At 65.5% G+C, this 21,206-nt stretch carries 17 protein-coding genes; 8 read left to right on the forward strand and 9 right to left on the reverse strand.

Annotation, left to right across the window (positions count from 1 at the left end):
• Window positions 1-5: 5 nt before the first annotated feature.
• From FRC98_RS00925 to FRC98_RS00940, 4 genes are all read right to left on the reverse strand, one after another.
• Window positions 6-1,490 carry an ABC transporter permease gene (locus FRC98_RS00925; RefSeq protein WP_146979432.1) on the reverse strand — a complete coding sequence of 495 codons (1,485 nt, stop codon included), beginning with the start codon at window positions 1,488-1,490 and terminating at the stop codon, window positions 6-8.
• Window positions 1,487-2,203, reverse strand: coding sequence for an ABC transporter ATP-binding protein (locus FRC98_RS00930; RefSeq protein ID WP_146979433.1), 717 nt, complete (start codon window positions 2,201-2,203; stop codon window positions 1,487-1,489). The genes FRC98_RS00925 and FRC98_RS00930 overlap by 4 nt, the downstream gene beginning before the upstream one ends.
• Window positions 2,204-2,205: 2 nt before the next feature.
• Window positions 2,206-3,969: a hypothetical protein gene (locus FRC98_RS00935; protein WP_146979434.1), complete on the reverse strand. Its 1,764-nt coding sequence runs from the start codon at window positions 3,967-3,969 to the stop codon at window positions 2,206-2,208.
• A gap of 265 nt (window positions 3,970-4,234) precedes the next feature.
• On the reverse strand, window positions 4,235-5,185 hold the full coding sequence (locus tag FRC98_RS00940; RefSeq protein ID WP_146979435.1) for an isopenicillin N synthase family dioxygenase: 951 nt from the start codon (window positions 5,183-5,185) through the stop codon (window positions 4,235-4,237).
• Window positions 5,186-5,536: 351 nt separating this feature from the next.
• Between FRC98_RS00940 and FRC98_RS00945 the strand changes: the two genes are divergently transcribed.
• The 4 genes from FRC98_RS00945 to FRC98_RS00960 are packed head-to-tail and all read left to right on the forward strand — an operon-like array spanning window position 5,537 to window position 12,496.
• Window positions 5,537-7,468, forward strand: coding sequence for a hypothetical protein (locus tag FRC98_RS00945; protein WP_146979436.1), 1,932 nt, complete (start codon window positions 5,537-5,539; stop codon window positions 7,466-7,468).
• The gene (locus FRC98_RS00950) at window positions 7,465-9,660 is read left to right on the forward strand and encodes a hypothetical protein (protein ID WP_146979437.1); all 2,196 of its coding nucleotides are present in this window, start codon (window positions 7,465-7,467) and stop codon (window positions 9,658-9,660) included. The genes FRC98_RS00945 and FRC98_RS00950 overlap by 4 nt, the downstream gene beginning before the upstream one ends.
• The gene (locus FRC98_RS00955; RefSeq protein ID WP_146979438.1) at window positions 9,657-11,447 is read left to right on the forward strand and encodes a WD40 repeat domain-containing protein; all 1,791 of its coding nucleotides are present in this window, start codon (window positions 9,657-9,659) and stop codon (window positions 11,445-11,447) included. The genes FRC98_RS00950 and FRC98_RS00955 overlap by 4 nt, the downstream gene beginning before the upstream one ends.
• Window positions 11,444-12,496: a hypothetical protein gene (locus tag FRC98_RS00960; RefSeq protein ID WP_146979439.1), complete on the forward strand. Its 1,053-nt coding sequence runs from the start codon at window positions 11,444-11,446 to the stop codon at window positions 12,494-12,496. Before FRC98_RS00955 ends, FRC98_RS00960 begins: the two co-directional genes overlap by 4 nt.
• A 33-nt stretch (window positions 12,497-12,529) precedes the next feature.
• Here the strand turns inward: FRC98_RS00960 and FRC98_RS00965 are convergent, their stop codons facing one another.
• The 3 genes from FRC98_RS00965 to nirK form a co-directional block, all read right to left on the reverse strand.
• Window positions 12,530-13,348 carry a class I SAM-dependent methyltransferase gene (locus tag FRC98_RS00965; protein WP_146979440.1) on the reverse strand — a complete coding sequence of 273 codons (819 nt, stop codon included), beginning with the start codon at window positions 13,346-13,348 and terminating at the stop codon, window positions 12,530-12,532.
• 53 nt (window positions 13,349-13,401) lie between these two features.
• Window positions 13,402-14,415: an SCO family protein gene (locus FRC98_RS00970; protein WP_146979441.1), complete on the reverse strand. Its 1,014-nt coding sequence runs from the start codon at window positions 14,413-14,415 to the stop codon at window positions 13,402-13,404.
• A gap of 133 nt (window positions 14,416-14,548) precedes the next feature.
• Window positions 14,549-16,066, reverse strand: coding sequence for a copper-containing nitrite reductase (gene nirK / locus FRC98_RS00975; RefSeq protein ID WP_146979442.1), 1,518 nt, complete (start codon window positions 16,064-16,066; stop codon window positions 14,549-14,551).
• Between the two features lie 570 nt (window positions 16,067-16,636).
• Between nirK and FRC98_RS00980 the strand changes: the two genes are divergently transcribed.
• The 4 genes from FRC98_RS00980 to FRC98_RS00995 are packed head-to-tail and all read left to right on the forward strand — an operon-like array spanning window position 16,637 to window position 19,297.
• On the forward strand, window positions 16,637-17,878 hold the full coding sequence (locus tag FRC98_RS00980; protein WP_230467147.1) for an NnrS family protein: 1,242 nt from the start codon (window positions 16,637-16,639) through the stop codon (window positions 17,876-17,878).
• Between the two features lie 10 nt (window positions 17,879-17,888).
• Window positions 17,889-18,383, forward strand: coding sequence for a CopD family protein (locus FRC98_RS00985; RefSeq protein WP_230467148.1), 495 nt, complete (start codon window positions 17,889-17,891; stop codon window positions 18,381-18,383).
• Window positions 18,384-18,437: 54 nt separating this feature from the next.
• Complete coding sequence (locus FRC98_RS00990) at window positions 18,438-18,902, forward strand: hypothetical protein (RefSeq protein ID WP_146979445.1); 465 nt, start codon at window positions 18,438-18,440, stop codon at window positions 18,900-18,902.
• Entirely contained in the window at window positions 18,902-19,297 is a 396-nt protein-coding gene (locus tag FRC98_RS00995; protein WP_146979446.1) for a hypothetical protein, read from the forward strand. Before FRC98_RS00990 ends, FRC98_RS00995 begins: the two co-directional genes overlap by 1 nt.
• 19 nt (window positions 19,298-19,316) lie before the next feature.
• On the opposite strand, the gene FRC98_RS01000 is transcribed toward FRC98_RS00995, so the two are convergent.
• Window positions 19,317-20,117, reverse strand: coding sequence for an ABC transporter permease (locus tag FRC98_RS01000; RefSeq protein WP_146979447.1), 801 nt, complete (start codon window positions 20,115-20,117; stop codon window positions 19,317-19,319).
• 29 nt (window positions 20,118-20,146) lie between these two features.
• The gene (locus FRC98_RS01005; RefSeq protein ID WP_146979448.1) at window positions 20,147-21,151 is read right to left on the reverse strand and encodes an ABC transporter ATP-binding protein; all 1,005 of its coding nucleotides are present in this window, start codon (window positions 21,149-21,151) and stop codon (window positions 20,147-20,149) included.
• Window positions 21,152-21,206 lie beyond the last annotated feature (55 nt).

The following is a 21,206-nucleotide window of genomic DNA, read 5'->3' on the forward strand; positions in this document are numbered from 1 at the left end:
GTCGATCAGCGAGCGGTAAGGGCGGCTGCCGGAGAGATGGCTCCGGCGCGGCGCGCCGGGAGAAGTGCGCCAAGCCAGCAGAAGAGCAATGCGGTGGCCAGGCCCAGGGCAGCCATCCAGGGCTGCCAGCTGAAGAGGGAGTCTGGCTTAAAAGGAAAGTCGCCTACCAGCGAGCCAAACGCAAGGTCGAGGCCCATCGCCGCGAGCCAGCCCAGGGCCAGGCCTCCGAGCGCAGCGAGGAGTGCCACGACGGTGGCCTCCCCGAGTACGAGCAGGTGGATGGTCCGGCGCGTGGCGCCCAGCGCCCGCATAAGGCCAATCTCGGCGCGGCGCTCCAGCACCATCATCGAGAAGGTGTGGGTGATGTTGAGCGCGGAGATGCCCAGGATGATGAGTGCGATGAGGTTGAAGAGCAGCGTGATCAGCGAGATGAGCAGGCCGATGCGTTCGGCCTGTTGATGACGTGCGGAGAGTTGCAGGCCGAGCTCCTCGGTGAGTCGGCGAGTGAGGGGGGCGACCTGGTCGTTGGAGCGGGCCTCGACGAGGAGGGAGTGGTAGGTGTCGGCGCTCTCGTCGCCGGAGTAGCGGCGGTTGAGGCGTTGCACCACGCTTAAGGGCAGGGTCGCGCCCATGGGCATGGCGCGCTCGGAGAAGGCGACAAGGCGCGCACGTTCGGTCTGGCGAGCGGCGCGCTCGTTGCGACCGAGAAAGCTCTGGCCGAGGACGAGGTCAAATTCCAGGCCCACCAGCATCTCTTCGGTGAGGCGCGGGAGCTGGCCGCCGATGCCCTGGCTGCCTTTGAGTGCGGTGCGCAGACTTCCGTTGAAGAGCTCAATGAGGTTGGGGTGGGCGATGACGGGGATGGGCCAGGCGCAGGTGCGTCGTTGGGCGTGGCAGTAGGCCTGCGCCCCGCAGGTTTCGCTTACGTTGTCGCCGGGGGTGCAGGCGGCAGGCTCACAGACGTCGCCGGCGCATTGGAACCCCGTGGGGCAGGGAGCGTTTGCGCTGCAGGAGGCCGGGTTGGCGTGGTCGACAAAGCCCAGGGGATCGGTGATGGGATCGTCGACGAGGTCTTGAGGGATGCCGTCGGCGATAAACTCGATGGTGAGATCGCGACCGAGCAGGGAGCCCCCACCGCGGGCGCTGGCCGGGAAGGTGAGTTTTTGTTTGGGGAAGACGGCCTCGACTTCTTCGAGCTCGGCGACGCGGCGCACAAGCCCGTCGTCGAGGCCGCCGCCGGAGCCGAAGAGGCCGCCGAGCGAGGGGCCATCGGCGGCCGGGTCGACGACCTCGAGCTGGCCGATGACGAAGACGCGCTCCAAAATCTGGGTGCGCACCCCTTCGCCCAGGGCGGTGAAGAAGAAGAGGGTGGCGATGCCCACGGCCACACCGAGCCCGGAGAGGGCGAAGTGGGCGCGGTTGCGGCGCAGGCTCTGGGTGACCAGGGCCACCAGACGACTTCGGGAGGAGGTGGGGGCAGAGGAGCTCACGCGACCTCGGGGGAGAGCGGGGTCTGGGCGACGTCTTCGACGATGCGGCCCTGATCGAGCACCACGCGGCGGTGGGCCCGGGCGGCCACATGATGTTCGTGGGTCACAAGAATTACGGTGATGCCCTGCTCGCCGTTGAGGCGCTCGAAGATCTCGAGGATCTGCAGGCCGGTGTCGCGGTCGAGGCTGCCGGTGGGCTCGTCGCAGAGCAGGATGTCGGGCTTGGCGAAGAGGGCGCGGGCGATGGCCACGCGCTGCTTCTGGCCGCCGGAGAGCTGAGGGGGGCGAGCGTCGGAGAGGTGTTTGAGGCCGACGCCCTCCAGAAGGTCGAGGGCGCGTTGGTGGGCGTCGGCGGCCGAGAGGCCGCCGCCGAAGAAGGAGGGAAGCGCGACGTTTTCGGCCGCGCTGAGGTGGTTGAGCAGGTTGAACTGCTGGAAGACGTAACCCAGGTGGCGCTGGCGGGTCGCAGCGAGCTCGCGCTCCGAGAGGGTGTGCAGGGCGGGGGCGTCGGGGCCGCCCAGGGTGACGCTGCCCTGGTAGTCGGTGTCCAGCCCGCCGATGGCGTTGAGCAGGGTGGTCTTGCCGCTGCCGGAGCGTCCGACGATGGCTACAAACTCACCGCCCTCGATCGTCAACTCAATGCCATCAAGGGCGGTGACCTCACGCTCGCCGGCGTGAAACCGGCGAGTGAGGTTGTGTACGACGAGGTTCATGACTACTCGGTCGGGGCGTCGGCGGGGGTGCCCGGCTCGGGGAGGGGGGCGACGAAGTCGAGGGAGGCGGTGGCGAAGAGGCCTTCGTCTTCGACGGCGACCTCGATCAGCAGCTCCTGGAGGGGGTCGAGGGTGCTGATGACGTTTCCGATCATGGGCATCGAGCCGAAGTTCTCGCGCAGGCGCTCGAAGTTGAAGTAGAGGCCGTTGAGGTTCTTCTCGGAGGCGAAGCGGGCGCCCAGATCCAGGCCTTCGACGTCTTTGAGGGCGGGCTCGTCGCGCTTGCCGGTGAGGTATTCGTAGACGGCGTCTTCACCCATGCCGGCCGCAGCGATGGTGAGGTTGTCGCCGCGCTGGAAGAGGCGGGCGGGCAGGGCGTTGAGGTTGGCCGGGACGAGCACGCGGGCGTCTTCGACGGGCTGGCCCTTGTAGTTGAGGGGGCGGAGCTCGGCGTAGCCGGTGGCGAACTGGCCGAGGCCGTCGACGAGGGCTTCGAGTTTGCGCTGTTCGCTGAAGTTGGCGGAGACGAGCAGACCGCTGGCCGAGATCACGCTCAGCGCCTGCTGGATGGGGGCGCCCTGACCGAGCGCGCCCATCAGCTGACGGGTGCCGATGCCGTAGAAGGCGATGAGGGAGTGGCCGCTCATCGCGGCGATGACGTCGTCTTCGAGGTTGAGGTTGTAGTTGCGGCCCATCTCCACGAGGTTGCGACGGATGGCGCGGCTGTTCTCTTCGGGGAGCCCGTCGAGGAAAGCCTGGTAGGCTTTGGGCATATCGAAGCTGGTGCGGATGCCGAGCATGGTGTTTTTGGTGAGCAGGTTGGCCCAGTCGGCCTCCATCTCGCTTAAGTAGGCTTCGCGGGCCTTTTTGACGAGCTCGTCATCGCCGCCGGCGTACGCTTTGAGCAGAATGCGGGTGTCCGTGGCCTTTAAGCCCACGCCCGCGCCTTCGGCGTTGTTTTTGGAGAAGAGCGCGACCTGCTCGATGAGCTCATCGACCGGGGTGGGGTTGGGGTTAGGCGCCTGCTCGACGCGGGCCAGGTAGCGGTCCGGATCGACGTAGACGCTTAAGGGGAGGTCTTTGGCCAGGTTGTCGCGGAAGGCGATAAAGGGCGCGCTCTTTCCGAGCGACTCTTCAGTCTTGGTGGTCTGAATCTGGGTGGCGATGGCCAGGGCGGTGCCCTCTTCGAGCGCTTCGATGGCGTCGAAGGCCGGCAGGGCCACAAAGGCGATGTTGCCTTCGTAGAACCAGGCAAGCTCCAGCCCGCCGGACTTGCCGCTGATCTTGAGCGAGGTGTCGCCCATCTTCTCGTTGCGCACCGGCTCGGTGATCTCAAAGGTCTTGCGCAGGCGCTCGACGAAGACGCTCTCAAAGGCCTGCTTGTCGGCGACGTACGTGACCAGCACCGGTCGGTTGACGACCATGGCCACCATCAGGGAGCCATCGGGGGTGATGCCGGCGCGCTTCCAGCTCTCCGGGTCGTTGAGCTTGATGCCCCACTCGCGTTGAATCTGAGATTCGATCATGCGGGCCGCCGGGTTGAAGGCTTCGGTGCGGCGCATGACGATGTCGAGGGCTTCTCGGGTCTCATCGAGTTTGGGGGCGATGATGAGCGCGTCGGTGCTCAGGGGGAGCTGCTCGGAGAGCTGGGTGATGCGATCCTGAGCCGAGGCGGGGATGGCTCCCTTCTTGGAGCCGCACCCGTCGCAGGCCGGCGCCACGAGAAGCGCGGCCAGGGCGAAGAGGAGGATGAGTAGACGTTGCATAGAGGCACTCCAAAAAGGGGCAGGCGTTGAGCCCCGGTAGGGGGAGAGGTTTTTTAAATCGCCGGGGGGGCGTGTTGGCCCGGGGCGAAGCACGGCTATCGTAGCGCGGGCCAGATAAGAGGACAAAGGGGGCAGCGTCAAGAGTGGCGAGCGTGCGGAGGCTGTCTGGCTGTCTGGCAGCGCGTCGCGGGCAAAAGAAAAGGCCGCGAGCGAGCTCGCGGCCTTTTCTTGCGACGCCCCTGCGGGTGCAGGGGATGAGGCGGCCTTACTTCAGGCCGATCTCACGCAGGCGCTCAAAGAGGAACTCTTCGGCGGTGATGGGCTCGCTGGCCGGCTCTTCGCCCTCGTCGAGGCAGGTGTCGAGCACCTCCAGGACGTAGTCGGGGTGCGGGTGCACGAAGAAGGGCATGGAGTAGCGGCTGGTGGCGTCACCCTCGGGGTTGACCACGCGGTGGGTGGTCGAGGGGAGCTTGTTGTTGGTGATGCGGGCGAGCATGTCGCCGGAGTCGACGATCATCTGACCTTTGATGGCGTGGATGGGGCGCCAGGTGCCGTCGCGCTCCAGAAGCTCCAGGCCGGACTGGGTGGCTTCCGGAAGCAGCGTAATCAGGTTGATGTCTTCGTGCTCGGCGGCGCGCATGGTGCCGGGCTCATCAAAACCGTCGCAGACCGGGTAGTGAATGACGCGGATGATGGAGTTTCCATCCTTGATCATGTTGGGGAGGAAGCTCTCTTCCTGACCCAGGTAGATGGAGATCGCCTTGAGCATCGTCTCGGCGGAGTTTTCCATGGCCTGGTAGAGCTCCTGCGCCTTCTCGCGAAGTTTGGGGACCTCTTCGGGCCAGACGTTTTTCTGGATACGCTCGGCCATGGGGTGGTCGGCGGGAAGGTCGCGGCCCAGGTGCCAGAACTCTTTGAGGTCGGCCTTCTCGTTGTTTTTGGCGTGCTCGACGCCAAAGGAGGTGTAGCCACGCTGGCGGCCGGTCTCGGGAGACTCGTAGCGGCGCTTGGTGTCTTCCTCAAGAGCGAAGAACTGCTCGAAGAGGTCGTAATTTTCGTAGAGGAGGTCGGTGTCGACGCCGTGGCCTTCGACAGCCACGAATCCGAGCTCTTTGAGAGCGTCACCGATCTTTTTAACGAAGGCCTGGCGGGCGGCTTCGTCACCGTGGGTGTAATCGCGAAGGTCGACGACGGGGATGGTCTGTTCCTTTGCCATGACAGCAACTCCGAGGGGTTTGGCGCGGGGGCCAGAGGGGGCGTGTGTGCCGCGGGGAGAGCGGCGCGGGGGTGCTGGGCAGGAACACTTACCAGAAGGTGAGACAAACGCAAGGGAGGGGGGCGCGGGGGGGCTGGCCTGTAATTCGACTGACACAAAGGCGAGAGGGGGGCCAATCGGGGTGGAAGTCGTGGCCCTGCGCCGCGTATCGGTGCACGGAGCGGTGGTGGTGGCGACCGTTGATTGTGGGATAGCGCTTCGCTAGATTTGTTGCGCTTTGTTACAACTATGTTCATGAGGGCAGCGGAGATGATGGTGGCGGGCATGATGCCACGAGCAGTGGGGCCGTAGATGATGCGAAGATGGGCCGGAGCAGGGGTGGTAGGGGTGGCGCTGTGCGCCTGTGTGTTGGGGTGCGGATCGGGGCAGGGGTCGGAGACTCCTGCGACAGGGGCCGACTGGGAGGTGCATGGGGCGCGCTGTGAGCCGATGATCGGCGCGAGCACGTACGTCGCGTTTGACGCGGCGGGCCGCGGGCTGGGGGTGATGCTCCAGGACCTGGATGTGGCGCTCTACTCCAACGACGCAGGGCGAAGTTGGCGACCGATGTGGGACGTTGCCAATGATGAGCAGGGCACGCTGCGGGTGCTGAACTCGGAGCTGAGGTATGGGCGCGTCGGCGTGGCGGTCGATGAGACGCACGTGTTCGTGTTCGGTGTGCGTGCGTTTCCGGGGCTTACCATCAGCGATCGCTTTGAGCTCGATTACGCGTATGCGAGCGCCGACGGTGGCGAGAGCTTTGAGGTGCTCACCGCCGAGTTTGGGGTCTTTGATGTCGTGGGGCAGGAGTGGTTCGGGAATCGACGCTATGTCATCGGTGATGCGCAGCTTGTGAGCGATGGGGAGCGCTTCGCAGCGAGCCTCGACGGGGGGCAGAGCTGGGAGGAGCATCGTCCGCGCACTGCGATGGCCGAGGTGGGAGCGGATCTGGCGCGTTTTGGCCCCAACCCGAACGGGAGCGGAGGCACCGCGCCCTATACGACCTGGAGCGACGGGGCGGTGCGCCTGAACTTCTTTGGTCAGGTGCATTTCGACAGCCCACAGAACTACATGCCCTACGAGCGTATCGATGAGGCGACGGGGGAGGCGGAGCTTGCCTGGTTGAACTTCGGGGGGCTTCCGCTCGACGGAGTGGTGGCGGTGTTGAGCGTGCGGGAGGGTGAGGTCGATGTGGTGGTGGCGATCGATCCGCAGAGTGTTGGCGAGCAGCTCGACTACCGGATGCGTTGCACGCTGGGCGCTGAGGTGCAGCCGCAGCGTGGGACGATGCCGCAGCCGAAGGCGCTGCGTGACGTGCAGCCCGGTGAGGTGGCGATCTACTCGCCGGTCAGGATGGGCACCGATCGCCACCTCAACACCGAGCGCAACTTTGGGCTGACGCAGGCGCTCAAGGTGTACACGCAGAATGAGCAGAGCGTGATGACGGGCAGCGCCCACTCCGGGCGCATTAACCGCGCGATCCCGGGTGCGTTCGACGGGGTGGAGAGCCTGGGGAGTTTGACCCGGGTGCGGGAGAACGAGGTCGAGGTGCTCTTCCAGGCCGATGATGCCTTCGGAGGTGGCTACTCCAGCGATGGGCTGCGGCGCTTCAATGCGCTCAACGGCGCGGTGCTCGGTGACGGTTTGACCGGCTACCGAAGTTTTCCGACCAGCAGCAAGGGGATGGATTCAGCGAGCTCGACGATGGGGGTGACGATCGCCAATCGGGATGCGGGCTCGCTGGAGATTCGCTCGCCATCGGGCGGTCCCGATGCACAGGCCTGGCGCTTTGGGGGCAACACCTTCTTGAGCGGCCGCTTTATGATCAACGCAGGGTCGCATCGTCAGTCCAGCGATGAGCTTGGGGATATTTATGTGCAGGTCAGCGATGTGCTCGGTGCTCGCAACGCCGACCATCTTCGGTGTCTGGAGGATCTGAGCCTGCCGGGCTGTGCGGTGTTGCCGGATTCTCCGGGGTGGAGCCTGCACGGGCTGGGTAAGCGCATCATGACCACCGACCGGGAGGGGCGCCTCTACGCGATTGAGCCGATGCGACGCCAACTTCTGGTGCATCGGCCTGAGCGAGGCGTGGATCAGTGGGATGTGGTGGTCGAGGGGCTCCTGGAGCCCGTCGATCTGAAGATCGTGCATCGCGACGGGCGCACCTTTGCGCTCATTCTGGATCACGACATCATCGCGGTGGATGTGGAGAGTGAGTTGCCGGTGCAGCGGAGGGTGTGGTGAGACGACCGAATCTCGTAACAGGCGTTATGGCTTTTCTGGGCGCCGCGATGCTGCCCGGGCTGTGGATGTTGGAGCGCGCCGCCGATGAGAACGCCCCGGTGTATCGGCCAGAACTTGTGGGGTGCGCGTCGTTGGGGCCCTGTCTGGACCCGACCCAGGGGGCTCAGGGCGTCATTCGCCTGAGCGAGAGCCAGACCCAGGTCTGTGTGAGCGGTGCGAACCTGGGGAGTGGTGGTCAGGTGATGATCGATCACCGGGCCTATGCGGCCGATAGCTGGAGCGCGCAGCAGGTCTGTGTGTCGCCGGGTGCCGATGGGCTGAGTGGCGGGCGCATCTGGGTGGAGCGCGAGGATGGGCTGCGCTCCAACTCGCTGGGGATCTTCGGGGCGGCGCAGGTCGCGGGTTGGGAGGTACCCGAGGAGGTCTATCCCGGCACGCTGCTTTATGTGCAGGGGGAGCAGCTTGAGGGCGTGGGTGTGGTGGGCCAGGGGGCGACGATTGTGCGCGCCGATGATGATCGCGTCGCGTTTACCTACCTGCGTCCGGGCATCTACCAGGCGCAGGTGGGCACCGAGCCCGGACCTACCATCGAGGTGCTCCCGAAGCTGGAGCGAAGCTGCCAGGTGGGGCCGAACACGCACTGTTCGCTGGTGATCAACCGGGTGGAGAGCAGCGCGCAGGTCCTCTCGGTGCAGGTGGGCGGGCTTGAGGCCGAGGTGGTGCGGGCAGGTGAGTTTGAGCTGAGCTTCGCCTGGCCCGAAGGGCTGGAGCCCGGCGAGCACGTGGCCATCGTCGAGATGACCCACGGTCGGGTGGAAGCTCCAGTGGAACTTCTGGCCTATGACGCGGCCACGCTTGTCGATTTTTCGCCCGCCGGTGGTTTTATCCAGCGGCGCGCCGAGCGCCTGCCGATCTTCGATGGGTATCTGGTGGCGCCGATGTTTTCGCATTTTCAGCAGAGTGACGGGCCGCCCGTCTTTGATAGCTACGGCCTGGCGAGGATGCCGCTGGAGCCGGCCGCGCAGCAGGCGGCCTTTCCGGAGGGGCTGCGCGAAGGGCGAACCCCGGAGCGCGCGCGTTATCTTTTTGATCGCCTCGTCGATACCACGCGCAATCCCTGGTTGAGCGTGGATGATGGCGTGCTGCGGGTGATGAATAAGTCGGGTGAGGCCGATGGCCTGCAGGTGGTTACGCTTGGGCCGGGGGAGACGCCGGGAGCCTGGCAGCGCACCGTGGGGGGAGCGGGCGGCGGGGCGTTCTACACCTTTTTTCGGGTGGCGGGGGCGCGGTGGTTTGGGGCGTCGCCGGTGGTGGCGGTGGGGCGGCCTTTTGCTGATGTGCCGGTGGATCTGGATCTTCGCGGGGTGGAGGTTGCGGAAGATGCGCAGGCGGCGCTCGACGCGCTGACGTACCGGGACACCTCGGTGGGTTGGGTCAGCGAAGAGGCCGTGTTTGCGTCGACGTGTGGTGAGGCCGGAGCGCCGGCGGGGGTGATGCGCCTTAGCCTTGTAGCCGATGAGGTGGAGGGCACCCTTGTGGCGAGTGCTCCGCTGGCGGTTCGCGATGGCCTTGATGAAACCCGCGCGATTTTAGGGTGCCATGGCCGCGAGGAGGGCTTTTACTGGGTGGAGCGCCACGACGGGGTCGACGCGCTTTTCTTTCTGGGTCATGACGCCGCCGAGGCGGAGCTTGTCGTGGAGCTTCCCGCAGATATTCCCGGGGTTGGCGATCGCTACGATGTTCCGCGCGCTGCCCCCTCCGACCCGCAGCGCTGGCGAAGCGGGCTCGCGAACTTTGAGGTGCTCAATGGCGGCGATGTCGTGTTCTTGATGTCGCCCACCGACGCGCCGGCAGAGCTTGTGGTGGCGCGCTGGGATGCGGCAGCCGAGAGCTGGGAGGTGGGTGAGGCCCAGGAGGTGGTGATGCGCGACGGCCTCGGAGATCGCTGCGTGGGGCCGGTGGAGACGCTAAGCTGCATGCGGGAGATCGGGCTCTACGGCTGCGGGCCGATGGCCTGCGACGTGGGTCTGCGCCTGCCCGGGGTGCAGGAGGGCGTGTGGGTGCGGGGCGCGAACTTCCGCGTTATCGACAACGCCGTGCATGTGATGCTGGAGGCCGAGCATTTAAGTCGACCCAACCACGATGTGTGGAACCGCCACGAGCTGCAGTATCGACGTATGGAGTTGCCATGATGGAAGCGATGCGTGGAGCCCGGGGGCTTACCCTGCTGGGCGTATGCGCGATGGTGGCGGTGAGCTGCGGACCTGGAGACGATCCCGACGCCGCCGAGAGCTGGCCGCCGCGTTTTGATGCTTTTGATTTCGGAACCTCCAGCCTGGTGCTCTTCCCGGGGACCTGCCGGGTGGTCGACTTTACGATGCGCACCTCGCCGCCAACCCCACTCGATGCGGTGGAGCTTGTGATTGAGGAGGGCTCCACTGGCATCGAGACGCTGCGGGAGTTCGGCCAGGACGAGGGCAGTCCGGAGGCCAACGCAATGTGGCGCGTCTGCGCCAGAGAGGGCGAGCCTGCCCCGGGGCGTATGGTTGTGAGGTTTCGCGAGCATCCTGACTACTATGCGGAGCTGCCGATCACAGTGCGCACCTCCCAGAGCGATCTGGAAGGGGAGCGGCCGGCGCTGCGCCTGCCGCTGCCTGGTGCGGCAAGCTTCGCCACCGACGTACGCTGGGATGAGGCGCGCGGCCAGATCGAGGCGGTCAGCGACTCCGGTGAGGTCGTGATCTTCGAGGATACGACCCTGCAGGTGGTGAAGAGCTATGAACTCGAGCCGGGCCAGCTCAGCCTGTACGGGGAGGGGCGCGTGATGCGCGTCGATTCGCAGCGCTCGCTGGCCTATCACGTCGATCTCGCCAGCGCGAAGGTGCTCTCGAGCTTTGGCTACGAGAGCTTTACGCCTTTTGAGAGTGTGGGTGGGCCGCTGCTCGACGCTGCCGGTAGGCCGGGGCTCGTCGCGCAGGCGGGGCTTGGCGGAATCGGCTGCTATGTGGCGGCCCTCGATACCCGAAAGGGCCAGCTTCACGAGATTGTTGTCAACGGCATGACGACCAATGGGGAGTCGATGATCCCGCGGGTGAGTGTCTCCCCGGATGGCTTTCGCGTGGCGTGGACGGGGGTATGTGCCTCGCAGAATTTTGCCGGAATTCATGACGTGCGCCTCGGGCAGACCTGCAACCTCCCGGTGTACAGCTGGACCGGGACCGGCGTCCGTCCGGTCTTCTCGCCAGACTCCAACTGGCTGCTCGACTCTCCCGGGCGGGGCGACTTCGACTTGAGCGTCTACAACGTGGCGGCGTGCGCGCGACGCGCAAAGTTGGATAAGCGCAGCACCAACCCGGCAGTCTTGCGTGGCGCGGCGATCGCTTCGGGGGGCGATCGCGTGGCGCTGGTGCGCAACGGGCTTGAACTCTTTGAGGTGCCTCAGGGCAGCAATCAGGATCTTGTGCCGCTGGAGCTCGGTGATGGGAGTTACGCGCACGCGCTCTACCCCGAGCGTGAGCCGCGCACCTTCAGTGATGAAGAGCATGCCGTGCTTCCAACGCTTGTTTTTTCGAGTGACGGGCAGCGGCTGGCCGGTGTGAACAGCGCCAGCGCCAGGGTCTTCGATCTGCAGGCTCAGACCTATGTGGAGACCCCGCGTTTTGATGCCGAAAAGGTCAGCGCAGGGCCGGGTTATGTGCGCGTGGGCGTCGAAGAGGGCAGCGCTTCGGGCGATGTGATTTATCAGGTGGGGATGGAGGTCTCGCTCGCTGCGGTGCTGGAGCCGGGCGATGTGTTTCTCGGGTTTGATGCCGCCCCTTACCTCTACTTTGAGCGCGCCGGGAGTTATTACCGACAGATGTTGCCGGCCGGGGAACCGGAGCTTCTTGGCGAGGAAGCGCCGAGCTTTGAGCCCTTTGATGACGCCAACTCGGCGTTGCGAGTCGAGGTTGGCGAGCGAGCGATTGAGGTGTGGCGATGATCGTTTCAGTCTGGAAGAACATCCACGATCGCGCGTGGTTGACGTTGGCGATCTTCGCGGTGGCGCTCATGGGAGCGGCGTGTTCTGGGGCGGATGACGATTCCCAGGACGATCCCTTTGCGATCGACCAGTCTGGTGAGGTGTGTTTTGCCAACACGCTCGACATCGACGCGCCCACCGCCTCGACAATGGGCACGGCGAGCTCGCGGCGAGAGTGGGACTCGGAGCTGCTATGCTGGACCTATGATCGGGAGGAGCTCGAAGGAGATCAGGTGCGCTTTACGCTCTCACGCACCTTCTCCGTGAGCCCGGACGGCCGGCGCTTCGGCTGCCGCTTAGACGGGCAGGGCAACGCGCTGCGCGGGGAGATCACCTCGGGGAGCTGTGTGATCGAGCAGGAGCAGGGATTTTTGCGCATGGAGCTGCGTGAGCCGGCCGAGATCTCGTTGCAGGACATTCACAGCACCAGCGCGCTGCTCAACTTCACCTTTGAGGAGCGGCGCGGGGAGGTCTACCAGCGAGGAAACCTGGCGCGCCTCTCGATTCGCAATCAGCGAAGTCTAGTGCAGGGGCTCGACCGCGGTGAGGAAGACCTCGATGTGCGCGGTCCTTCCGGTGATCCCTGGGCCGGGGAGTGCCCGCAGCTCCCGACCTGCGTTGACGCCGACCTCTCAGGCGGCCCGCAACTCTTTGGGGAGTCGCTGGCCGACGAGGAGGCTCAGGAGGTCTGCCAGGATCTGGCCGATCAGCTGAACTACGGCGTGATACGTCTGGGCGTTACCGACGACGTGCAGATCGACTGGCAGGGCACCGGCGATGAACTCTACCCCGGGGTGCGCGAGCTCAACCTCTGCGAGGTGACCGCCTTTTTAGGGAGCCTGGAGACCCGCAACATCTACCGGCTGCGCCTGGGGCAGCAGAGCGGCTTTACGATGGAGCTTCGGGGGCTGCATCAGGCGCCAATCAACGGCGTGACGCGCACCCGGCTCTGCGAGCTGCGCTGGAATGCGCCGACCACTGCGGTGGCGTGTGAGGCAGCGAGCGAATAGCACACCTGCGCTCGCTGCCTCGAGCCCCTGCGCTTATTCGGGAAGTCGTCCCACCACCATAAACTGCCGATCGAGTTTGATCTCGTGGAGCTCGGCTTCAAAGCCGCCGGCCTCAAGCTCGGCGATGATCTGCTCGGGGGTCATGCGGTGTTGGGCGGGCGGGCCCTGGGGGGAGTCTTTTGTGTAGTCGACGATCCACACCGAGCCGCCCGGGCGGAGGCGAGTGGTGAGGTGCTCGGCGTAGGCCTCGCGATCGGGGATGTGGTGCCAGGTGTTGACGCTTAAGATGCGGTCGACCGACTCGGGCTCAAGCCCGGAGGCATCCGCGCGGGCCTGGACGGTCTCGACGTTGACCCAGCCGCGGGCTTCGGCCTCCTCGTCGATGTAGCGCAGCATCGCGTCTTCCATATCGACGGCGTAGACAAGCCCTTCGGGGCCGACCTGGCCGACCAGGTGGGGGATGAAATAGCCGGTGCCCGCGCCGATGTCGGCCGCGCTCATGCCCGGCTCAATCTCCATGGCTTCGACCACAGCGGCGGGACGTTGCCAGAGGTCGCGCTCGGGGCTGTTCCAGCGATCGACGTAATCTTCGGGGTTTTTAAAGGCGTGGTCGTGATGCCCGTGGGAGTCGTGGGCGTGGTCGTGGGAGTCGTGGTGCTCAGTCACAGCGGGCTCTTCGGTGGCGCCGTCTTCGACGGCGGGTTCATCATCGTCGGCCACAACGGCCCGGGCGGAGTCGTCAACGACCGAGGCCTCGGCCTTCTCCATCGTCGAGGGGCCAGAGCAGGCAAGCGCGCCGGCCAGCAATAAGGTCAGCGCGCCGGGGCAGAGGCGCAAAAGGTGCGATGTCATCACAGATCTCCATCAAGCGGTGAGGGACGTTATCCACAGGTCACCGCTCCACCTTACTCGAAGACCCGGATTCGGATCACCTCCTGCGGCACCGCCGTGCAGCCGAAGTAGAAATCGCCGGGCTCATCGAACTTCTGCAACGCCGACTGGCCCGGGGCCAGGGAGATGTCGCCGACGAAGTGGTACATGTAGTCATCGTTCTTCCAGCGGATGGCGTCGCCCACGTTCACGCGCAGATAGGAGGGCAGGGTGGGGTTCTGCTGAGCCGCACGGGTATACGAGCCGGCCTCAATCGAGACGTCGCGGACCTCGCCGACCTCCGGCATCCGCTCACCGAGGGAGGGATCTTTGAGCAGCGCGCGCACATCTTCGGTCATGGCTTCGACCGAGGTGCCGTAGGGGTAGCTCACCGCGATGCGCTGGCCGTCCATCACCAGGTAGATCTGACCGCTGTGGTCCCATTTGTAGTCGCGGCCGGCGATGGGTTTTTCAAGCTCGACGCGGCGGCGGACCACGCCCCAGGCGTCGTAGGTGGGCTGAAGATCCTGCCCCTCGCGGGCGGTCAGGCCGACGATCTCCCCTTTGTAGTGGCCCAGGTAGGCGCGGAGCTCCTCGGGCGTTTCTTTCTCGGGGTCAATGGTCACGAAGAGAAACTGCACCTGGTCGGCGTCTTCGCCCAGGTTCTCTTCGATCTTCTCAAATTTTTTGAGGTTGGTGGGGCAGACGTCCAGGCAGCTGACGTAACCAAAGAAGACCATGGCCAGGGGGTGGGGCTGGCGCTTGAGCGAGAAGGCTTTGGCGTTGTGGTCGACGCCGTGCAGCGCCGGTGCGAGCCGGGGCGGGTTGTAGTGGATGCCGCGCAGCTCGTGGGGGGCCTCGGCGGTGGCGGCCGGCTCGTCGGTGTCGTCGGCCACCAGCGCGCTGTTGAAGATGATGGCGCTCAGGCCACCGAAGACGAGCAACGCGGCGGTGATCAGGAGGTTGCGACGCGTCAGGAAGGTGGGGGAAGCGGGGCGCGCCGGATCATGTGTCGGGGCGATGGGGTCGGGGAGAAGTTCGGCGGTCATGGGAGCCTCCGGCGCGGCGGGTGGGGCTGAGAGGTCGGTGTGGCGTGGGGTGCCAGGTCATGGCGTGCTCATGGTTTGGGACAGGTTCGGTGCGTTGCCTCCCGGGCCGCGAGCGGCCCGGGAGGCAGGGGGGTCAGTGACCGGCGGGAGGCAGGCCGTCGAGACCCTTGAAGATGCTGTCGTCGGCTTCGCCGCTGACCTCCAGGATGCCGACGGCACCCTTATCGAGGCGGCTCAGGGCGTGGTCGACGAGCAGGTAGCTGCCCGGGTAATCGACCTCAAACTCCACCATCGTCGCGCCGCCCGGGGGCACCGAGGTGGTCTGCACGTTGAGCAGCGGCTCGTTGAGCAGGGCGCCCTCGGGGTAGACCCGGTCGAAGATCTCACCGATGACGTGGAAGGCGCTGTGCAGGTTGGGGCCACCCACCCCGAAGAAGATGCGCAGGGTGTCGCCGACTTCGGCCTTCATGGCGCGGTCGCCGGTGATGGAGCCCACCCGACCGTTGAGCAGCACGTAGGTGGGGAGCTCATCGAGCAGGCGCTCGCCATCTTCCTCCATGTGTCCGTCGGTGCCGGGGCGGGCGTTGGTGTAGTATTCGCCCTGGACGACGTAGTACTCGTGGTCGACTTCAGGCAGGCCTCCCGGGGGTTCCACCAGGATGAGTCCGTACATGCCGCGCGCCATATGCGTGGGGATGTGCGGGGTGGCGCAGTGGTAGACGTAGATGCCGGCTTTGAGCGCCTTGAACTGCAGCGAGCGACGCTCACCGGGAGGAACCTGCAGGTAGACGGCGCCGCCGCCAGGGCCGGTGGCCGAGTGGAAGTCAATCGAGTGCGGCATCAGGCTGGTCTCGTGGTTATCGAGGTGGATGACCACATCGTCGCCTTCCATCACGCGGAGCATCGGGCCGGGGACTTTGCCGTTGTAGGTCCAAAGCTCGAAGGTGGTGCCGTCTTCGATCTCGGCGATGACCTCTTCGGTCTCAATCACAAACTCGACTTTCTCGGGGCGAGTGCGGTTGAGAGGGGCGGGGATGTCGGAGGCGTCCCAGCCCACCTCATCGATCGTTACCCGTTTGGCGGGCTTGAGCGAGGCGCCAAAGCCCGGGGCCGGGCCGCCGCCGTGATGCGCCATCGCGGGGGCGTTGGCCGTGGCCACCATCTCGGGGGCCGCCGCCGAGCCTTCAACCGTGAGCTTGCCGACCATGCCCGCCTGACGGTGGCCGGGGATGGTGCAGTAGTAGGTGTCGCTGGCGGTGGCCACAAAGGTGAAGGTGGTGGTCTCATCGACCTTCATCACCGCGTCGCTCTTGGTGCCGGCGCTCTCCAGGCCGATGTCATGGGCCATCGCCTCTTTGTTGATGAGGGTGATGGTGACCTCGGTGCCCGGCTTGACCTTAAGCTCCGGGTTGATCTGGCCGTCGATGGCGCCACCGACACCTTTGTAGCCGGTGATGTGGGCTTCCAGGGTGAACGCAACCTGCTCGGCAGGGGCCTGCTTTGTGGCCCCCTGCTTGAGCACCGAGCCGGGGGTGTGCGCACGCTCAGTGTCTTCGAGGATGCAGCCGGTGAAGGCGATGGAGGTCAGCAGCAGCGTCGCCAGTATGGCGAGTCGCCGGGGCGAAGGAATCTGGAAAATATGCGTGGTCATGGCCAACCTCCATTGCGATCTGTGGCGCCGTAGATAGGCGCCGGGGGCCTGACGTGTGCTGGCGAGGCCCTTCGCCAGTGCTCCTTTCGGGTGGAGCGTTTGATTCGCCCCGAGGTAGTGCGAGAGCTATGCCACCGATGAAAAATTCCCGTGTGGCAAAACTGACCAGGGGTTAAGGGCCGCATGAATTCTGGACTTTACGGCATACTACAAACGCAGAAATTTCTGCCCGAGGTCGTGGGAGGCGCCGATCCTCCCGGAAGAGGCGCAGGTCTTGCTCCGCAAGAAATGCGCGTGGCGCAAAAAGTGCGCAATTCTTGCGTCGGCGTTTTGAAATGCGCGTGGGGTTTCTCGAAAAATTCATGGATGCAGCGAGGGGTGGGAGGTCGGCTGAGGACGTGGATTGCGTCGTCTTTTCAGGGGGATGCGAGGAATGTGAGCGTGTGCAAGCGCGCCCCCCTTCAGGATAAATGCCCTGGCCCGGTACAGAACTTGCGACAAGGGAGGTCGCGACGTAGTGATGCGCAAAAGTTGCGCGTCCCTCGCAGACAACCAGACTTTGAGGTGAGCATGGTTCAGATCGATCTTTTGGCCCCGAACGCGCCCGCGCCAACGCGCGCCCCCCGCGCGCTGTGGGCCTGTGGGTTTCGGCCCTTCTTTCTGGTCGCCGCGATCTTTGCGGTGGTCGCGGTGCCCTGGTGGGCGACGATTTTTGCGCGCGGTCTCAGCGTGGCCACAGGCTGGTCGGCGCTGAGCTGGCACGGTCACGAGATGATCTTTGGTTTTGCGCTGGCGGTGATCGCGGGCTTTTTGCTCACGGCGGTGCAGAACTGGACCAAAGGCGTCACCGCGCAGGGGCCGTGGTTGATGGCGCTGGTGGCCCTGTGGGTGGCCGGGCGCGTGGCGATGAGCGGGGTGTGGGAGCCGGGAATCCTCGGCGCGATCCTGGACCTGAGCTTCATCCCGGCGTTGGCGGTGGCGATCGGGCGGCCGCTGTTAGCCTCGAAGAGTCGTCGTAATTACAAATTTCTGGGGATGCTCGGCGCACTTTTTGCGCTGAACCTCCTGATGCACCTCGCTTCGCTCGGTGCGCCTGTTGCTGGAGAGCGCCTGTGGCTTTTAGGAGCCCTCGACCTCGTCGTGGTGATGATGCTGGTCGTCGGGGGGCGCGTCATCCCGATGTTTACCAGCAACGCCACCGGCGTGGCCGTGCGTAAGTCGGCCTGGCTGGACAAGGCGCTCTTCGCGTTTGTGGGGCTGAGCATTGTCTCGCAGATCGCGATGGGGCTCGGTGCGCAAAGTTTGCGCTGGGTCGCCATCCTGAGCTCGGCGCTGGCCGGCGTGGCTGTTATCGCCCGGATGGTCGGCTGGGGCACCCGCGCCGCGCTCAAGGTGCCGCTTTTGTGGGTGCTGCACGCCGGTCACGCCTGGATCGGCGTGGGATTTATGCTGCGCGCGACCGCCTACCTCTGGCCCCAGGTCTCCTCGGCAATGGCCACCCACGCCATCACCGTCGGTGCGGTGGGGATGCTCACCTTAGGGATGATGGCGCGCGTGGCCCTGGGGCATACCGGGCGCAAACTTCAGCCGCACCGCTCGCTGGGCTGGGCCTTTGCGCTCCTGGGCGTCGCCGCGCTCGGCCGCACCTTCCTCCCCATGGTCGCCCCGGCGCTACTCGCCGGCGCCTGGCCGGGCTATTACGTGGGTTTTGTGAGCTTCTCTGCTGCGTTGTGGGCGGTGGCCTTTCTGATCTACGCGGTGGTGTACCTGCCGGTGCTCACGCGACCCCGGGTCGACGGCCGGCCGGGGTGAGGAGGCGATGATGGAGATGCTCTACAAGGTCGCCGTGGCCACCCACGTCATCGCGGCCACCATCTGGGTGGGCGGGGTGCTCTTTATGGCGCTGGTGGCCATTCCGGTGGCCCGCACGCTTGATCCGAAGTCGCGCGCGAACATCACCTCGGCCATTGGACGCCGCTTTCAGCGGGTGGGTTGGGCGAGCCTGGGGTGGCTGGTGCTCAGCGGCTCGTTCATGATGTACTTCTGGGGGGCGCGCTGGGCCAACCTCGTCGATCTTTCTTTCTTCCAGGCGCCGCATACCCGGGTGCTCGGCCTGAAGCTCGTGGTGGTTACCCTGATGATGCTGCTGAGTCTTACGCACGACTTCTTTGTGGGGCCGCGCGCCTCCGGGGGCAGCACCCCGGAGCAGATTGCGCGCTACCGCAAAATGGCCGCGTGGCAGGGGCGAATCACCGGGGTGCTCGTGATTCTCATCGTCATACTCGCCACGATGGTCGCGCGGCCCTGGCTTGTGTGATTATCTTAACGCGTTGATTTTGCTTGTGAATGTTCGTTTCTGGAGGCGTCTTGTATGCCCACATTGAGCCGAATCTTTTTGAAGCTGGGGCTTTTGTATTTTGTGCTGGCGATGCTCGTGGCCGCGGCGCTGGCCTGGGTGGGGGGCGCCTGGTCGGCGCTCTTGCTGCCGACCTACCTGCATCTTTTTATGGTGGGGTGGGTCACCCAGTGCATTGTGGGGGTGGCGTTGTGGCTCTTTCCAAAATGGAGCAAGGAGCAGCCCCGCGGCCCGGAGTGGCTGGGGTGGACGAGCCTTGTGGGGCTGAACCTGGGGCTTGTGCTGCGGGCGGTCGCCGAGCCGATGCTCGCGCTGCAAGGCGCCGATGAGGCCGGGATTTTCGGAGGGCTTCTGGTGGTCTCGGCCATCGCGCAGTGGGCCGGCGGGCTGGCCTTTGCCGCCGCGATCTGGCCGCGCATCAAAGACCCGAAAGCCGAGCGGGCGCGGCGCAAAAAACAAGCGCGCGCCGAGGAGGGCTGATGGCACCGCTCTCCATACGTGCGTTGCGCCTGGCGATTTTGCATCTGGTGGTGGGGTTGAGCGCCGGCGCGTTGCTGCTCGCCAATAAGGGCCCGACGATCCTTCCGCTGGGCGGCCTGGGCAGCACCGAGCTCTTGCGCATTCACCATCACACGTTGCTCTTCGGCTGGACGGTGCAGCTGGTGATGGGCGTGGCCTACTGGATCTTACCCACCTTCGGCGCGCGCACCGAGCGGGGCAGCGACGCGGCGATGCTCGCAGCCATCGCCGCGTTGAACCTGGGCGTGGCGATGGCGGCCGCGGGGCTGCAGACGGTGGGCTGGGCTCTGCAGGCTCTTGCCGCGCTGAGCTTCGGCGTGCACGCCTGGCCGCGCGTCAAAGCGTTTGGGGAGTGATGGAGTGAGGGGCGTCCCCTCAGACGTGAAACTGCTTCTCGCGGAAGATCGCGGTGGCCGCCGCCGTGGCCAGCACCGTGATGATGCCCGCGACCAGCAGCCCGAACCACCACTCGAAGTTCAGCGGCTCATCGAGGATGAGCTTATCGAGCCAGCCGGCGCGGTCGGCGCCCTGCAGCCCGGCGATGGTGCGCACATGGAACTTCACGCTGGCGAGCTCCACCACCGGGATCGCTGCGACCACCATCTCCACGACCACGTAGTAGATGATCCCTAAGAGCAGGCTCGACGAAAAGATCACCGCCAGCATCGCAAAGAGCGCCGTGTAGGTCACCGCGCCCACCGCCGCCGCGCCCAGCATCTGCCCCAGCGTTCCGAGCTCCGCGCCAAACTCTCCCGAACTCGCTGCGCAGACCACAAAGAGCAGGGCGATGGGGATGGTGCTCACGAGCGTCGCGCTGACCATCGCGCTTTTGAGCTTGGCCAGGTAGAGCAGCGCGCGCGGGATCGGCCGCAGGGTCAGATAGGTGATCGTGCGCCCCTCGATCTCATCGACCACCGAGGGTCCGCCAAAATAAAGCGCGGCCAGAGGCACCAGAAAGGGCAGGTACACCGACTCCAGGCTGTTGCGGAACATCGTCATCCCGTCGAGCTCGCCAAAGGCGACATACGCCAGGGCGACGAACACCGGCAGAAGTTGCACCGCGAAGAGCACAAACGTCTTTCGCGCGCGGAGCTGGCGGCCAAAATCCAGCGCAAAGAGGCTCGTGGCCTGGCGCACCACGCCGAAGTTGCGGGCCGGAAGGGAGGTTGTGCTCATGGCAGACTCGTCGGGAGCAAAAGGACTGGTCAGGAGACCAGGTAGCGGAAGACCGCCGAGAGATCGTTGTCGGTGGAGGTGAGCGCGCGCAGCGTCAACTTATGCTCCACCGAGAGTGAGGCGATGCGGCTGTAGGCCAGATCGGGCTCGGAGGTGGAGACGAAGAAGCCACGCTCGGTAAAGCTCAACTCCAGGGTGTCTTCAAAGGCGCTCAGGAGGCTGGCGAGCTTGCGGGGCTCCTCGCACTCCACATAGATGCGGTGGGGGTGCTCATCGATCATCTCGCGGATGCGGTAGATGTTGCCGTCGGCCAGCACGCGGCCGCGGTTGATGAGCACAATATCGGAGGTCATCGCCTCGACCTCGTGCAGGATGTGGCTGGAGACCACCACGGTGCGCCCCTCATCGCCGAGCTTGCGGATCAGGTCGATGATCGTGCGTCGGCCCACCGGATCGGTGCCGGTCAGCGGCTCATCAAAGAAGAGCACCCGGGGGCGATGCGCGAGCGCCTGGGCGATCTTGATGCGCTGGCGCATGCCCTTGGAGTACTCGCGGATCGGGCGGTGAGCCTGCTCACTCAAGCTGACCGTGGCGATGGCCTCTTCGGCCAGCGTCGCCGCGTCGCTTTTTGAAAAACCCTGGAGGCGAGTGAGGTGGGTGACAAAGGCGCGCCCGCTCATCTCTTCGTAGAAGGCGTCCTGTTCGGGCACAAAGCCCAGCTTTGAAAACGCCTGAGCGTTGTTCCAGACCCGCTGCCCGCCGATGGTGGCCATGCCCGTGGCCGGGCGAAGCTGGCCGGTGAGGCATTTGAGCAGGGTAGATTTGCCGGCGCCGTTGGGCCCGAGAAGTCCCACCACGCCCTGGCCGATGTCGATGGAGATGTCGTTGACCCCGATGACCTGGCCGTACCAGTAGGAGAGCTTGCGGGCGGCGATGACCACATCACCGCGGCCCACACGGGTGACCTCCGAGTTGGCTGCACCCTGCGGGGCGGCACCGGTCGGGGCGTCAGAAGTTGGAGCGGGGCTGGACATCAGCGCCTCGTCGCAAAAGGAGCAAGAGAAGAAGTCGCGGTCAAAGAGAGGAGCA

It is taken from the genome of Lujinxingia vulgaris, from assembly GCF_007997015.1.
In the GTDB taxonomy this organism is placed as follows: Bacteria; Myxococcota_A; Bradymonadia; order Bradymonadales; family Bradymonadaceae; genus Lujinxingia; species Lujinxingia vulgaris.

Coding starts and splice junctions, on each gene's coding strand:
- FRC98_RS00955 (WP_146979438.1), top strand. CDS start 9,657: ATGATGGAAGCGATGCGTGGAGCCCGGGGGCTTACCCTGCTGGGCGTA.
- FRC98_RS01005 (WP_146979448.1), bottom strand. CDS start 21,151: ATGTCCAGCCCCGCTCCAACTTCTGACGCCCCGACCGGTGCCGCCCCG.
- FRC98_RS00970 (WP_146979441.1), bottom strand. CDS start 14,415: ATGACCGCCGAACTTCTCCCCGACCCCATCGCCCCGACACATGATCCG.
- FRC98_RS00990 (WP_146979445.1), top strand. CDS start 18,438: ATGCCCACATTGAGCCGAATCTTTTTGAAGCTGGGGCTTTTGTATTTT.
- FRC98_RS00935 (WP_146979434.1), bottom strand. CDS start 3,969: ATGCAACGTCTACTCATCCTCCTCTTCGCCCTGGCCGCGCTTCTCGTG.
- FRC98_RS00985 (WP_230467148.1), top strand. CDS start 17,889: ATGGAGATGCTCTACAAGGTCGCCGTGGCCACCCACGTCATCGCGGCC.
- FRC98_RS00965 (WP_146979440.1), bottom strand. CDS start 13,348: ATGACATCGCACCTTTTGCGCCTCTGCCCCGGCGCGCTGACCTTATTG.
- FRC98_RS00995 (WP_146979446.1), top strand. CDS start 18,902: ATGGCACCGCTCTCCATACGTGCGTTGCGCCTGGCGATTTTGCATCTG.
- FRC98_RS00980 (WP_230467147.1), top strand. CDS start 16,637: ATGGTTCAGATCGATCTTTTGGCCCCGAACGCGCCCGCGCCAACGCGC.
- FRC98_RS00945 (WP_146979436.1), top strand. CDS start 5,537: ATGATGCGAAGATGGGCCGGAGCAGGGGTGGTAGGGGTGGCGCTGTGC.
- FRC98_RS01000 (WP_146979447.1), bottom strand. CDS start 20,117: ATGAGCACAACCTCCCTTCCGGCCCGCAACTTCGGCGTGGTGCGCCAG.
- FRC98_RS00960 (WP_146979439.1), top strand. CDS start 11,444: ATGATCGTTTCAGTCTGGAAGAACATCCACGATCGCGCGTGGTTGACG.
- FRC98_RS00940 (WP_146979435.1), bottom strand. CDS start 5,185: ATGGCAAAGGAACAGACCATCCCCGTCGTCGACCTTCGCGATTACACC.
- FRC98_RS00930 (WP_146979433.1), bottom strand. CDS start 2,203: ATGAACCTCGTCGTACACAACCTCACTCGCCGGTTTCACGCCGGCGAG.
- nirK (WP_146979442.1), bottom strand. CDS start 16,066: ATGACCACGCATATTTTCCAGATTCCTTCGCCCCGGCGACTCGCCATA.